The 13,083-nt window shown below is 65.8% G+C and carries 11 protein-coding genes; 4 read left to right on the top strand and 7 right to left on the bottom strand.

Features of this window, described 5'->3' with window-relative positions:
- Positions 1-121: 121 nt before the first annotated feature.
- Together ACSJJT_RS12045 and ACSJJT_RS12050 are read left to right on the top strand one after the other, a co-directional pair.
- Complete coding sequence (locus ACSJJT_RS12045; protein WP_435917672.1) at positions 122-1,765, top strand: IS1634 family transposase; 1,644 nt, start codon at positions 122-124, stop codon at positions 1,763-1,765.
- Positions 1,766-1,818: 53 nt separating this feature from the next.
- The gene (locus ACSJJT_RS12050) at positions 1,819-2,391 is read left to right on the top strand and encodes a hypothetical protein (protein ID WP_435918504.1); all 573 of its coding nucleotides are present in this window, start codon (positions 1,819-1,821) and stop codon (positions 2,389-2,391) included.
- Positions 2,392-2,527: 136 nt separating this feature from the next.
- Here the strand turns inward: ACSJJT_RS12050 and ACSJJT_RS12055 are convergent, their stop codons facing one another.
- From ACSJJT_RS12055 to ACSJJT_RS12085, 7 genes are all read right to left on the bottom strand, one after another.
- Positions 2,528-3,892, bottom strand: coding sequence for a hypothetical protein (locus tag ACSJJT_RS12055; protein ID WP_435918505.1), 1,365 nt, complete (start codon positions 3,890-3,892; stop codon positions 2,528-2,530).
- Positions 3,893-3,947: 55 nt separating this feature from the next.
- On the bottom strand, positions 3,948-4,958 hold the full coding sequence (locus tag ACSJJT_RS12060) for an ABC transporter permease subunit (protein WP_435918506.1): 1,011 nt from the start codon (positions 4,956-4,958) through the stop codon (positions 3,948-3,950).
- The gene (locus ACSJJT_RS12065) at positions 4,955-6,505 is read right to left on the bottom strand and encodes a sugar ABC transporter ATP-binding protein (RefSeq protein ID WP_435918507.1); all 1,551 of its coding nucleotides are present in this window, start codon (positions 6,503-6,505) and stop codon (positions 4,955-4,957) included. Before ACSJJT_RS12065 ends, ACSJJT_RS12060 begins: the two co-directional genes overlap by 4 nt.
- Before the next feature lie 5 nt (positions 6,506-6,510).
- On the bottom strand, positions 6,511-7,470 hold the full coding sequence (locus tag ACSJJT_RS12070) for an ABC transporter substrate-binding protein (RefSeq protein WP_435918508.1): 960 nt from the start codon (positions 7,468-7,470) through the stop codon (positions 6,511-6,513).
- A gap of 28 nt (positions 7,471-7,498) precedes the next feature.
- The gene (locus ACSJJT_RS12075) at positions 7,499-8,560 is read right to left on the bottom strand and encodes a LacI family DNA-binding transcriptional regulator (RefSeq protein ID WP_435918509.1); all 1,062 of its coding nucleotides are present in this window, start codon (positions 8,558-8,560) and stop codon (positions 7,499-7,501) included.
- A 186-nt stretch (positions 8,561-8,746) separates the two neighbouring features.
- The gene (locus ACSJJT_RS12080; protein ID WP_435918510.1) at positions 8,747-9,721 is read right to left on the bottom strand and encodes a glycine betaine ABC transporter substrate-binding protein; all 975 of its coding nucleotides are present in this window, start codon (positions 9,719-9,721) and stop codon (positions 8,747-8,749) included.
- A 382-nt stretch (positions 9,722-10,103) separates the two neighbouring features.
- A complete protein-coding gene (locus ACSJJT_RS12085) occupies positions 10,104-11,087 on the bottom strand; it encodes a Gfo/Idh/MocA family protein (protein ID WP_435918511.1) in 984 nt (327 codons plus the stop codon).
- 159 nt (positions 11,088-11,246) lie between these two features.
- Between ACSJJT_RS12085 and ACSJJT_RS12090 the strand changes: the two genes are divergently transcribed.
- Together ACSJJT_RS12090 and ACSJJT_RS12095 are read left to right on the top strand one after the other, a co-directional pair.
- The gene (locus ACSJJT_RS12090; RefSeq protein WP_435918512.1) at positions 11,247-12,365 is read left to right on the top strand and encodes a helix-turn-helix domain-containing protein; all 1,119 of its coding nucleotides are present in this window, start codon (positions 11,247-11,249) and stop codon (positions 12,363-12,365) included.
- Positions 12,366-12,406: 41 nt separating this feature from the next.
- On the top strand, positions 12,407-12,934 hold the full coding sequence (locus ACSJJT_RS12095; RefSeq protein WP_435918513.1) for an N-acetyltransferase: 528 nt from the start codon (positions 12,407-12,409) through the stop codon (positions 12,932-12,934).
- Positions 12,935-13,083 lie beyond the last annotated feature (149 nt).

Raw genomic sequence — 13,083 nt, forward strand, 5'->3', positions numbered from 1 at the left:
CCTGACTTGATGCAGTTTTTCGGGGTTCGGTCGGGTGTGTTGGTCTGGCTAGGGGTTTCGTGTTCGATCGTGGCTGTTTTGGGGCACTAAGACGGTCCTGGGGGCCCGTATTGTGGGGGTCATGACCTATGTCCGGACGGTCCGCACGGGTTCGGGTGCGGTGGCGGTCCAGATCGCTGAGAAGCGACGGGGCAGGCGCATCATCGTGGAGTATGTGGGCTCGGCTCACAGTGACGAGGAACTGGCGGTACTCAAGACCACTGCCTGGGCCAGGATCGAGCAGTTGAGCGGCCAGGAGCCCTTGGACCTGGGCGTGGAGATCCCGGTTGCGGTCGAGGAGTCGTTCACCGAGCCCGTGGTCCAGGACAGGTTGACCGGTGAGGACTCTGGACGCCATGAGAGTTCAGCGCTTGCCAGGCCTGCGCAGGTCGTCTCGACGGCCTCGGACCTGTTGTGGTCTGTGCTGGACAGGGCCTATCGCCGCCTGGGATTCGACGCGGTTGCCGATCAGGTGTTCGAGCAGGTCGTTGTGGCCCGGATCGTCGAACCCACCTCGAAACTGGCTGTCGGGCGGGTCCTGACCGGTTTGGGTCAGGACCTGCCGCATCACACCACGATCTACCGGCACCTGGCTCGTGCCCAGGACCGCGACTACCGTGCCGTGATCACTGATGCCTGCCACCGGTACTCGGCCGGTGGCGGGGAGGTGACTCTGGTGCTCTATGACGTGACCACCCTGTACTTCGAGGCTGAGAACGAGGACAGTCTGCGCAAGGTCGGCTATTCGAAGGAACGCCGGGTTGATCCCCAGATCGTGGTCGGGCTCCTCGTGGACCGCTGGGGCTTTCCCCTCCAGATTGGCTGTTTTCCCGGCAACAAGGCCGAGACCACGACCCTGATCCCGATTGTTGAGGCCTACCGGTCGGCCCACGAGATCGCCGACATGGTGGTGGTCGCAGACGCCGGCATGCTGTCGGCCTCCAATCTGGAGGCCCTGGACGGTGCGGGTCTGCGGTTCATCGTGGGATCCCGGTCGGTAAAGGCCCCCAGCGACCTGGCCGGCCATTTCCACTGGAACGGCACGGCCTTCGATGACGGGCAGATCATCGACACGATCACACCCCGCACAGTGAGGAGGAAGACCTGCCACCCTCGCAGCAGACGGGCCGAGCCGGTCTGGGATCCAGCCGGGTCCACCGATAGCTGGCGGGCGGTCTGGCAGTACTCCCGCAAACGGGCCGTGCGGGACTCGGCCACATTGACGGCTCAGGAGAACCGCGCCAAAGCCGTGGTCGACGGTGACAGACCGGCCCGCAAGCCACGGTTCGTCAGCGCATCGGCGAACGGCTTGTCCTTGGATCACAAGGCGATCGACCGGGCCCGCCAACTGGTCGGGTTGAAGGGATACGTGACCAATATTCCAGTATCGGTGATGACTCCGGTCCAGGTGATCGGGGCCTACCACGACCTCTGGCACGTCGAGGACTCCTTCCGCATGGCCAAGTCCGACCTGCGGGCCCGGCCCATCTTCCACCGGCTCTCTGACTCCATCGAGGCCCACCTGACCACGGCATTCGCCGCCCTGGCAGTCTCGCGTTACCTACGACAGGTCACCGGCCTGTCGGTCAAACGGATCGTCCATACCCTCGCCCCACTACGCTCAGCGACCCTGGAGATCAACGGCTCGCTTCACACCATCAAGCCCCAGACCACACCCGAGGCCCGCGCCATCATCAACGCGATCGAGTCCGATGCGGGGCACTAAGCCAATGCAACAAGTCAGGTCCGATCTTCTTCGAGGGGTCGATCTATCACACGGTGCTGGTGCTGCTGGTTCTGGTGCAGGTGGCAGCGCTGGTGTGGGGGACTGTTCATGCGGCGCGCCTGGCCGGGGTCAGACGCCGCATGGCCGGCTCGCTGGAGGGCGTCATGCCGCCGCCGGCCGAGTACATCAACAGAGTGCAGCTCGATGACGCCGCCTTCTACCGTCGCGACGACCGGGCGCCCGTGGTGCAGAAGCTGGCCGCGGTGCAGGCGGGGCTGCTGTGGTTCCTCGACGACTTCGCCACCGATCCTGACCAGCCCTGGACTGCCTCCACCGACGACGATCAACGGGCCGATTTCCACAAGCGCCGGCAGCCGCGGCGGGCAATGCTGGCCTCCGCCATTCTGCTGACGATCGTCTGGGTGGGGCTGACGGTGCTGATGTTCTTCGTGGGGGACTGGGTGACCTCGACGCCGGGGATCCTGATCCTCATCACGGCGCTGGGCCTGCCGCTGCTGGTGCTGCTGTATGTGATCGGGGGGCTGCGCAACAGTCTGGACAATCGGTTCCGCAGGCGCATCATGTGGCTGCGTTGGGAGGTCGAGGCCGCCCGGCGCCGGTCGTGATCGCGCAGGCTGATCGCGGAGCGTGATCCAGCAGGCAGGATCCAGCAGGCGGTGATCCAGGCCCAGGGTGCCGAGCACGGATCGGTGGGCGGGGCGACCAGACCCCGCCCGCCGGGCCCGCGGTTCTTTCAGGGACCTACTTCACTGCCACCTGCACCGGCGTGGCCAACTGATCGGCCACCGTCTGCCAGTTCTCGCGGAACGGTCCGTACGCCGTCTTGATCGGCACGCCGGTGGGCAGCTCCGGGCATTCGTTCTCACCGTTGGAGCCCCAGTTGACCCATCCGGACTGCTTGCGCTGGACGATCTGGAAGGCTCCCGACGGCAGGCCGGTCCACCAGATCATGGCACGGTCCTTGATGGTGTGGAACTCCACCGACTTCTGCACGGCGCCGGTGAAGATCGTCTCGTCGGTGACTGAGGACACATCGACCGGTTCCGCGTCGATCGTCCACGGGCGGTCCGGCAGATCCGCCAGGACATGGGCCGATGCCCTCACCCCGGCCAGACGGGCCTCGATCTCCTCGCGCGGCAGGGCCTGCTCCCAGGCGCTGAACAACCGCCAGTACAGGTCCCAGTGGGCCGATTCCATGCCGGCCAGCAACTGGGTGCGGAAGTCCTCGAACTTCTCCGAGCGTTCCGCGCTGCGCTCACTGGCCGAAATGGTCTGTTCGACCTGCTCGGCCAGTTTCATGGCGTAGGGGTCGCCGGCCCGGTACCTGGTGCCCGCCTGTGAGGCGAACCGGTCGAAGACCAGCTCACCAGGGCCACCCTCGAACTCGTCGCCGACGGTGATCTTGTTGGTGATCGACCGCCCGTTGATGACCGTCTGGAAGTCATCGACGACATAGCGGCGCTCGAAATACGGCGTCCCGAGGGTGAACACCCAGTCGATGGTGTAGCTCTTGCCGCACAACTCGTCGAGCAGCCCGTCGGGAATCCTCCCGTGCAGCCGGTAGTGGTGCAGCACGGGCCCGGCCTCCACGGTCTCCACCGAGACCACCGAGTGCTCGGGTGGGTTGATCAGGCCGTTCTCCGGGGTGAAGAATGGGCCGTAGAAGCCGCCGATGGCGTTGTTTCCCGACGGCAGCAGATCGACCCCCTCGTAGTGAGCGCTGAAGTGCCGCAGGCCCCATTTGGAGGCGCCGGTTCCCTGCCCGGTGCCACAGCACAGTTCCAGGTCGAAGTAGCCGGTGTCCAGCCGGGCCACCGCGTCCTTCTCGACCGGATTCAGTGTCCGGATACCTCGGGCCTCCTCGCTGTCGGGATCCACCGCCTCGCCGAGCTCCAGTGCCAGGTCACCGTCAAGGTCGACGACCGCGACGAAGGTGGCTGACGACTCGTCCGAGGATGCCTCGAGCCGTTGGCAGAGCAACTGTCTCCCATCTCCTGTTCTCGCCCAGTACAAGGGTGCGGGAAAACTCCCGTCGACGGTGAATCGCACCGGTTCAGCACTGCGGCTTCCCGTCAGTGGGTCGGTGATCACGATGTGAGTGGTCATGGGCTCTCTCATTCTCTGAGAAATGTCAGTGTGTCAGGGCTCAGGGTTGCAGGGCTCAGGCCGCGATCTTGGAGGCCTTGCGACGGAAGGTGAATCTCCGCTGTTTGAGGCTGTCGATCGACACGGCGATGATGATCACGATGCCCTTGACGAGCAGCTGGGTGAAGAAGGGCACGTTCATCAGGATCAGCCCGGTGGACAGCACGCCGAGGATCAGCGCACCGATGAAGGTGCCGATGATGCGTCCCTTTCCGCCTGCCAGGCTGGTGCCGCCGAGCACGACCGCGGCGATGGCGTCGAGCTCGTAGCCGTTGCCGGCGGTCGGCTGTGCGGAGACGACGCGTCCGGCGAAGATGACGCCGGCCAGGCCGGCGCAGGCTCCGGCGATCACGTAGACGGAGGTGAGGATGCCCTTGACATTGACGCCGGCCAGGTGCGCCGCCTCAGGGTTCCCGCCGACCGCATAGACGTGGCGACCGTAACGGGTGCGCTCCAGCAGAAACCAGGCGAGGACGTAGACGATCAGCATGCAGATCACCGGCGCCGGGACACCCAGGAGGTTGCCGTTGCCCAGCCCGCGGAAGCTGAGGTTGCCGTCGACGATCGGCTGGCCGCCGGTCATGGTGTAGGCCAGTCCGCGCAGGAAGGTCATCGACGCAAGGGTGACGATGAACGCGGCCAGCTTCATATAGGCGGTCAGGACGCCGTTGATGGCCCCCGCCGCTGCGCCGGCCAGCACGCCGATCAGGACGGCCAGTGGAGCCGGGACGCCGGCCATGGCCACCAGAACACTGACGACGCCGGCGACCGCCACCGTCGAGCCGACGGACAGGTCGATTCCCGCGGTGATAATGACGAATGTCATGCCGGCCGCCAAGATCGCGTTGATCGAGATGGACCGGGCGATGTTCCAGATGTTGTCGACCGACGCGAAGTTCGGCGCGATAGCGGCCATCACCAGGACCAGGGCCACCAGGACCAGCAGGATTCCCCAGCGGTCCCACCAGTGGGCGAAGTCGAAGGGCTGGCGCTCTTTGCTGGTCCGGGTTGCTGTTGCGGTACTCATTTTTCTTCCTCTCGCGTGGCGGCGGTGCCAGTGGCGTGGAGCATGACGTCTTCTTCGGTGGTGGTGGCAGAGTCGAGTTCGGCGACGATATGGCCGTGGCGCATCACCAGGACGCGGTCACTGATGCCGATGGCCTCGGGAAGATCCGAGGAGACCACGAGAATCGCCTTGCCGGCCTCGACTAGTGCGTTGATGGCGTCGTAGATCTCGCGTTTCGCGCCGATATCGACGCCGCGGGTCGGCTCGTCGAGAATCAGGACGTCGGAGTCGGCCATCAGCCAGCGGGCCAGCACGGCCTTCTGCTGATTTCCGCCCGACAGAGCTCGGACGGGCAGGTCGATCGCGTTCTCCCTCAGGTTCAGATTCTTCATCTCCTGCCGGGCGGCGGCCCGGGCCTTGTGCGCCTGCATGACGCCACCGGGGGAATAGGCCGGAAGGGTGCTGATGGAGATATTGCGCTCCACCGACTGGTCGGGGAACAGCGCCTGTTCCTTGCGGCTCTCCGGGAGCATCGCGATACCCCGACCGATGGCCTCTGAGGGGCGGCGCGGGGGAGTGGTTCTTCCTGCGACCGTGACCGTCCCGGCGGTAGCGCGGTCGGCCCCGAAGATCATCCGGACCAGCTCGGTACGGCCTGAACCGATGAGCCCGGCCATCGCGACCACCTCACCGGCGCGGACCGTCAGGCTTGCCGGGCCGGCTGCGGTTCCCTCGAGATCCTTGACCTCGAGCAGTATCTCGCCCGGTGTGCGATCCGGATGCCCGTAGAGATCGACGACGTCGCGACCGACCATCATGCGCACGACGTCGGCCGGCTCGATGGCCTCCTTGTCGCGGGTGCCAACCAGCGTCCCGTCACGGAAGACGGTGACCCGATCGGAGAGCATCCACACCTCCTCCATCCGGTGAGAGATGTAGATCAGCGCCACTCCCCGATCGCGCATCTGGCCGATCAACGCATAGAGCTGCTCCGACTCGGTGCGCGACAAGGCCGCAGTGGGCTCATCCAGGACGAGGATGCGGGCGTTCTCGCTGATGGCGCGGGCGATCTCGACCATCTGCTGGCGTCCGACAGTCAGGCGGCCCAAAGTGGTCCGGGGATCGATGTCCGAACCGATCAGCGACAGCTTCTGGCGGGCATCGGTGAGCATCCGCCTGCGGTCCAGGGTTCCCAGCGAGGCGCGCGGTTCGCGGCCGAGTGCGAGGTTCTCGGCGACGGTCATGTCGGGCACCGTGTTGAGTTCTTGGTGGATGATCGCGATGCCGTGGGCGACGGCGTCGGAGGGCGAGGAGATGGAGACGTTCTGGCCGTCGATGAGGATGCTGCCGGAGTCCATGGACTCATTGCCGGCCAGGATCTTCATCAGGGTCGACTTGCCGGCACCGTTCTCGCCCATGAGGGCATGGACCTCGCCGGGGTAGGCGTCGAAGTCGACGGCATTGAGCGCCTGGGTTGCGCCGTACCGTTTGGAAATGCCCTTCAGCTGGAGCAGAGGAACGGGTGTCCGGGGTTCGGCTGTGATTTCTGAATTGTTCTGTGAAGACATGATGGTCACCACCCTGGGTAGGTGTTAATGGTGTCCTTGGTGTACAGCTTGCTGGGAATCAGGATCTGGGAATTCTTCGGAGGTTTTCCGGCGATGATCCCCTGGGCAGCCTTGACTCCTTGACGCACCATTTCGGCCGGATTCTGTGTGGCGAAGCCGATGAAGGGACTGTTCTTCTGCTTCAACTCGGTGACTCCCTCGGGGCTGCCGTCGATTCCGGTGACGATGATCTTGTCCTGCAGGCCCGCCTGTTGGACGGCGAGGGTGGCGCCGAGCGCAGAGGGGTCATTCATCGCCCAGATGCCCGTCACGTCGCGTGCCGAGGTGAGCATGTCGGTGGTCACCGTGAGGCTCGAGGCGCGGTCGTTGTTGGACGATTGGTGGCCGGCCACCTCGATCTTCGGGTATTTCTTGAGGACGTTGTTGCAGCCCTTGACCCGGTCGCGGATGGTCTGCAGAGGGGTGCCGTCGACGATGAGGATCCGGCCCTCTCCGCCCATCTGGTCGAAGAGGTACTTGGCCGATATCTCGCCGGCCTCCACGGCATTGGTCATGACCATGGCATCGGCTCCCTCGGCCGCCGAGTCGACGGCGATGACGATCATGCCGTTGTTCTTGGCCTTCTGGACGGCGGGTGCGATGCCCTCGGAGTCGATCGCGCTGATGATGACTAGGTCGATGCCCTGGAGCACGAAGGCGTCGATCTGCGAGTACTGCTCGGCCAGGTCGAGCCGAGCATCCTGAACGTTTAGGTCGGCGCCGAGCTGAGCCGCGGCCTGCTTGGCGCCCTTCTCCATGGCGGCGAAGAACGGGTTCGACATGTCCTGCACCATGAGGCCGATGGATTCGATCTTCTTGGTGCGGGGTTTGACGGCCTCATCGCCCGTCGAGCATGCGGAAAACAGTGGTATCGAGCCGAACAGTGTGGCGGTGGCGCCGAGCATGGCGCGTCTGGATATGTTCATGACTTCCTTGTCATAGTGGTGATGCGGGCTATCGTGCCGGACGGCAGCCGCAGGATTCCCGTATGTGCAGATTCGCCTGGGTCACTATGTGGTCCGCAGGGGTGTAGATGGAATTGCCGGCACCTCCTTCCGGTCGTGATGCCGCCATCTGCCGATCGATGAGTTCGAGGGCCATGGCGGCGGCGCGGTGGCCGATGGTGGTGGCATCCTCGTCGACCACCGTCATCGGGGGATTGAGGAGAGGAGCCCACGCGAAGTCGTCGAAGGCGACCAACGCCGTATCGGTGGGGACGTGGAGACCGTTGTCTGTGAGGGCTTTCATGACGCCCTGGAGGATCGGCGCATTGCCGGCGATCAGGGCTTCGGGGAGAGGCCGGCGCTCCAGATGGGCATTGAGCGTGGCAGCGGCGGACTTCGCGTCGTTGTCGGCCTCCAGGACGGTGAGCTCGGCACCGGCGCGGTGAGCCGCGGTGCGCAGGCCGAGTTCTCGCGGCTCTCGGGTGGTCCAGCGGTCCGGATACATGAGGGCCGTCCAGGACGTGTATCCATGGCCGGCCAGATGAGCGCCGAGGTCCTCGCTGGCTCGCGCGTTGTCGGTGGTGACGCTGGCGGCGTCACGGAATCCGGGTGGGGGTGGCGAGTCGACGAAGACAACCGGAACGTCCCAGTGGCCCAGCAGTTCGAGATTGTCCTTCGACAGTGGCAGGGCGGAGATGACGGCGGCTGGGCGGGTGGCCAGGATGCTCTGGACGGTGAGGTCCTCCGCGGCTTGGGTGACTCGCCCCTCGGCGGCGATGTCGGTGACCATTCCGGTGTGCCGAGAGCCGCGGAGCTCGGCGTGGATGCCTTGGACCATATCGATGTAGTAGGCGTTGACGGTGCTGGCGGTGATGACCGAGATCCCGCTTCGGTGCGTGCGTTTGAGGTCGGCGGCGGCCTTGTTGACGACATAGCCCAGGCTGCGCGCGACCTGCTGCACCGCGGTGCGCGTGCTGTCGGCGACGCCAGGCTTGTCATTGAGCACCTGTGAGACCGTCCACAGGCTCATGCCGCTCTCACGGCTGACGTCGGCCATCGTGGGCTTCCTCATCGAAACCACCTCCCTAAGCGTTTAGGTTGAGATCAAAGGTAGGCGAGTGGAGGGGCGGCGTCAAGGGGTCGGTGCGATGAGCCCCGGCTCCAGTCGCGGTGTGTCGGGTTCGTGTCCAATGACGGACACGAACCCGACAAGTGCTCAATGCGGTGCGCCGCTGGTCCGGGGCTCGTGAGACGGGGGTTACTTGATCCAGGAGTTGATGGTCGACTCGTGGGCCGCCACCCAGTCCTTGGCGATCGTCTCGGGGGTGGCGTCGGTGTTCTGCTGGTCGGCCAGGAGCTTCTCGACGTCGGGCAGGCTGATGGTGAACTTCTGCAGCATCGCGTAGTACTTGGGTGCGCGCTCCTTGAGGTCCTTACGGGTCCCGACATAGGCGCTCAGTGTCGGGATGGCGCAGTCATTCTTGCTGCCCTGGAAGCACCCGGCCTGGTACGGGTTGGGTTCGGTGAGCTGGACCAGGTCGTACTTCTGGAAGACCCAGTGCGGATGGTAGAGGTAGGCCAGTACGGGCTCCTTGCGCTGGTAGGCGCGCTGGATCTGGGCCAGTACCGCGGCTTCGCTGGAGGGTTTGTGGGTGATGGCCAGGCCGAACCCCTTGATGCGCTTGTCGTTCTGCTGGGTGGTGACCCAGCCGGCGTCGGCGTCGTAGAGCTGGCCGCCGACGGCCTGGGCCCATTTCTTGTCCTTGAGCTGGGTGATGCTGGTCAGGCCCTGGGCCGCCCCGCCCTGGCTGACCAGGTAGCGGGGCACGAACCAGCCCTGGGTGGCCCCGCCGTAGGTCTTGGAGACCAGGGTGGTCTCGTTCTTGGCCTTGTCGGCGAAGGGTTGCTGGTTGGGCAGGTTGACCTCGGGCATGACGTCGATGTCGCCCTTCTGCATGCCGATCCAGCCCGGGGCCGGGTCCAGCTGGGTGGTCTTCACCGAGCCCACGCCCAGTTCTGGGTGTTGTTCGGCGATGAGTTTGAGGATCTGGGTCTGGACCGCGGCCGCGGTCCAGGAGAACTGGCCGATGGTGATGGAGACCCCCTTGCCGGACCCGCCGCTCGAGGATGCCTCAGAGTTGGAGTTGGAGGCCCCGCAGGCCGAGGTGACCACGAGCAGTAGGGCGCAGAGGAGAGCCGGGGCACCCCGGAGAGCCCTGGATGTGAGTGACATGGGTGGAGTCCTTCTTTCGACTGTTCGCCCGGTTCAGATGGGGCATGAAGGTGGATATCGCCCGTGGGTGAAACGCATGAGACCGGAGGCAGGACGTCCTCGCAGAGACCAAGGTCGGTGCGAACATCGGGATGGGTCCTGTCAATTCAGGGAAACTGCGGTCTCTTCGACGACCGTTCAGGCTCGAATCCGCCGGGGGATGATCACGCTGCGATCAACAACACGACAGCACCGGCACAGCGATACCCACGCGAATGGTGGATTGCCTCGGGCTGGCCATGCCGGCGCATATAGCCGTCGGCGACTCCGGGAGTCAATGGCTGGGTCGTGTCGGCGGGGAAAGCAGGACCGGCCCGGGGGGTGGAGCCGGCGCGCGGACTCATCAGTCGACGCCGGGGTAGCGCACCCCGATCTGGCGTCGGATCTCGTCCAGGGCGCCCATGACGGCGACCGTCTCGTCGATCGGTTCGAGCTCGCTGGAGGTGCGGCCCTCACGCAGATACTGCTCGGCGGCGATGGCCTCGTACTGCATGCCGCGTCCGGCGATCGGCGTGTCGTAGGACTCGATGACCTGGCCGTCGCGGCCGACCAGACGGAAGGTCGTGGCGGTGTACCAGACGGGGTCGAGGTCGATGCGCGCCACGGTGCCCAGGATGTGCGCCTCGTTGGGGCCGGCCGTCCGGGATGAGGAGATGCTGGTGGAGACTGCGCCGCCCCGATGAGTCATGGTGACGACGACCTCGGTGTCGGCGCCCGTATCGCCGAGGCGCCCGGTGGCAGTCACGGTCTGCGCCGGCCCGAGGATGTCCCATGCGAAGGAGACCGGGTAGACGCCGAGATCCAACAGTGCCCCGCCACCCAGCTCCAGGGAGTTCAACCGGTGAGAGGGATCAGTGGGGAGGGTCTGGGTGTGGTCGGCGGTGACCGCGCGGATCTCGCCCAGGGCTCCGGAGGCGACGAGCTCGCGGACCCGGATCATGTTCGGGAGGTACCGGGTCCACATCGCCTCCATGAGGAGGAGGTTCTCGGCGGCGGCAAGGTCGCGGAGACTCGCGGCCTGCGCCGCAGTGAGGGTGAAGGCCTTCTCCACCAGCACGTGCTTACCGGCCTTCAGGGCGAGCGCGGCGTGCTCGGCGTGAAAGGCGTGCGGGCTGGCGACGTAGACGATGTCGACGTCGGGATCGGCGACCAGCTCGTCGTAGGACCCGTAGGCCGCGGCGATCTCGAAGTCGCGGGCGAAGGCGTCGGCCGAGGTCTGGGACCGCGATCCGACCCCGGCGACGTCCAGGCCCGCGGTCCGCAGGTCGGAGGTGAACATGTGGGCGATGCCGCCCGTGGCCAGGATTCCCCACCTGATGTCGTTCATCCGGCAAGTGTGCCGCAGGACCTGAGTGGCGGGAGACATTGTCGAGTTGATGCCCGTCATTCCACTCACGTCGACATCGTCATCAGATAGGGCGACGACGCCGCGGGCCGGCCTCGATCCGCTATTGGGATTTTCCCAACTGTCTCGTAGGCTTGATGCATGAACGAGCAGCTGAAGGAGATCGGGAGCCGGATCCGCAGCGCAATGCCCGCCGGGATGAGTCAGGGCGAACTGGCACGTCAGGTTGACATGCCCCCCGATGCTCTGTCGCGGGCGATGAACGCGAAGCGGGGCTTCTCCGCCGCCGAGCTCACGGGCATCGGTGGCCTGCTCGGGGTGAGCCTTCACTGGCTGATCACCGGGCAGCCCGATCCGTTCGCGTTGAGGGTCGCGGCGCGTCATGCCTACGACCCGGCGACCAGACAACGGTCCAACCGCGGCGCGCGTGATGATGAACCGATCGTCGCTCTGGTGGCCCGGTGCTTCGAGGAGGCCTTCCCCGGCGGGATCCCGGCGAGCCCTGAACTGCCGGCCGGCCCTGCTGGGATCCGCGACCTGCTGGGAGAGGGGTTCGTGCGGGAGTTCTCCAAGCGCATCGAGATCAAGCTGGGCATCGACGTCGTCAGGGTCCCGCGCCTGACAACGGACTACTCGCTGACGATCGGCCCACGCAAGGTGGTCGTCCTCGCCGCCGGCCAGTGGTGGTTCCGCAGCAACTGGTCGCTGGCCCACGAGCTCGGTCATCTGGTTCTGAGCCACGACCTCGACGACGCCGCGGCGCGCGAAGAGCAGGAGAAGGAGCAGGAGGACGCCGCTGACGCATTCGCCGCCGATCTGCTGCTGCCCAGGGACGTGGTACTCAAGATGGCGTCGGAGGCCACGAGCGTCGAGGGTCTCGCACGGTTCGTCTGGGAGACCGGTGTGTCGACTCCCGCGCTGAGGAACCGTCTCGCCTATCTTCACCAGGACGTGTCGCCGGATATCCAGGAAGCGCTGGAGCTCTCGACACCGAAGCTCCTTCGGGCCGGGGCGCAAGCCATCGGTGACGGATTCGCCGGGGCCTCGGCGATCAGCGAGCGCCAGCAGGAGGCCGCGGTACGCCGCTGGCCGGCATCACTGGTGGCGGCCCTGACGGATCAGGTGGAGGCCGGGAATGCCGATCCGCAGCTTCTGGCCGACGTCCTGGATGTCGATGTCTCCGAGATCGACTACCCGGACCCGCCGAGCGAGGAAGAGGCGGCCGCGCACTATGCCGAGATGATCTCTGGCAGTCTGTGAGTGGGGCTGGGGGAGAGCGGCTTCGGGGGAAGGACGTGTCTGTGAGTGGCGTCGATGTGGTGCGGAGCCTGGTTGTCGATCGGCGGGACCTCCGCTGCCTCCAGAGCTTCTGCTGCACGACGGGCTATCCGCACGCTCCGTCGGGGCGCAGGCTCAGGCATCCCAGGCCCTGGGAGATCGAGGTCCAGTCCTACCTGCGGAACAGCCCCAAGCTGCTGGAAGGTCAGATGGTGCTGCTCGGGTGTCGTGGTGAGGAGGTCGTCGCCGTCGCGCGCCTTGATGTGAGCGACGGCGACGATGCCTGCGAGGTGTTCATCGCCTGTGCGGCGATCGCTCTGGGGTACCGGCGTAAGGACGGGAGCCTGGCCGATGCCCTGATGTGCCAGATCCGCGAGACGGCGGTGGAGATGTGTCGCGAGTCCGGGAAGTCGGAGATCCTTCTGGATGGGAAGATCCATCCGGGGAATCTGCCCAGCCAGGCAATGGTGACGCGCGCAGGGTTCGAGCCGCTGGAGGCTCCCGGTCTCAACAGCTATGAGATGTGGGGCGTCCGCTTCACGGTGGAGTGATAGCGCGAATGATGCCGGACCTGCTGAGGGCCATGCCGGGCGCCGTCATCTGAAGGTGCCCGGTCGAGCATTGTCGGATCGGTGCTCGTCTACGAGCACCCACCCCCCAACACTCCCAGGGGTCCCCCCGGGGGTTTTCTAACCCCTCC

It is taken from the genome of Cutibacterium nasicola (genome assembly GCF_051303185.1).
In the GTDB taxonomy this organism is placed as follows: Bacteria; Actinomycetota; Actinomycetes; order Propionibacteriales; family Propionibacteriaceae; genus Cutibacterium.

What these genes read in the sequence shown, in the direction of transcription:
- ACSJJT_RS12045 (WP_435917672.1), top strand. Translation starts at nt 122, where the DNA reads ATGACCTATGTCCGGACGGTCCGCACGGGTTCGGGTGCGGTGGCGGTC.
- ACSJJT_RS12055 (WP_435918505.1), bottom strand. Translation starts at nt 3,892, where the DNA reads ATGACCACTCACATCGTGATCACCGACCCACTGACGGGAAGCCGCAGT.
- ACSJJT_RS12060 (WP_435918506.1), bottom strand. Translation starts at nt 4,958, where the DNA reads ATGAGTACCGCAACAGCAACCCGGACCAGCAAAGAGCGCCAGCCCTTC.
- ACSJJT_RS12065 (WP_435918507.1), bottom strand. Translation starts at nt 6,505, where the DNA reads ATGTCTTCACAGAACAATTCAGAAATCACAGCCGAACCCCGGACACCC.
- ACSJJT_RS12070 (WP_435918508.1), bottom strand. Translation starts at nt 7,470, where the DNA reads ATGAACATATCCAGACGCGCCATGCTCGGCGCCACCGCCACACTGTTC.
- ACSJJT_RS12075 (WP_435918509.1), bottom strand. Translation starts at nt 8,560, where the DNA reads ATGAGGAAGCCCACGATGGCCGACGTCAGCCGTGAGAGCGGCATGAGC.
- ACSJJT_RS12080 (WP_435918510.1), bottom strand. Translation starts at nt 9,721, where the DNA reads ATGTCACTCACATCCAGGGCTCTCCGGGGTGCCCCGGCTCTCCTCTGC.
- ACSJJT_RS12085 (WP_435918511.1), bottom strand. Translation starts at nt 11,087, where the DNA reads ATGAACGACATCAGGTGGGGAATCCTGGCCACGGGCGGCATCGCCCAC.
- ACSJJT_RS12090 (WP_435918512.1), top strand. Translation starts at nt 11,247, where the DNA reads ATGAACGAGCAGCTGAAGGAGATCGGGAGCCGGATCCGCAGCGCAATG.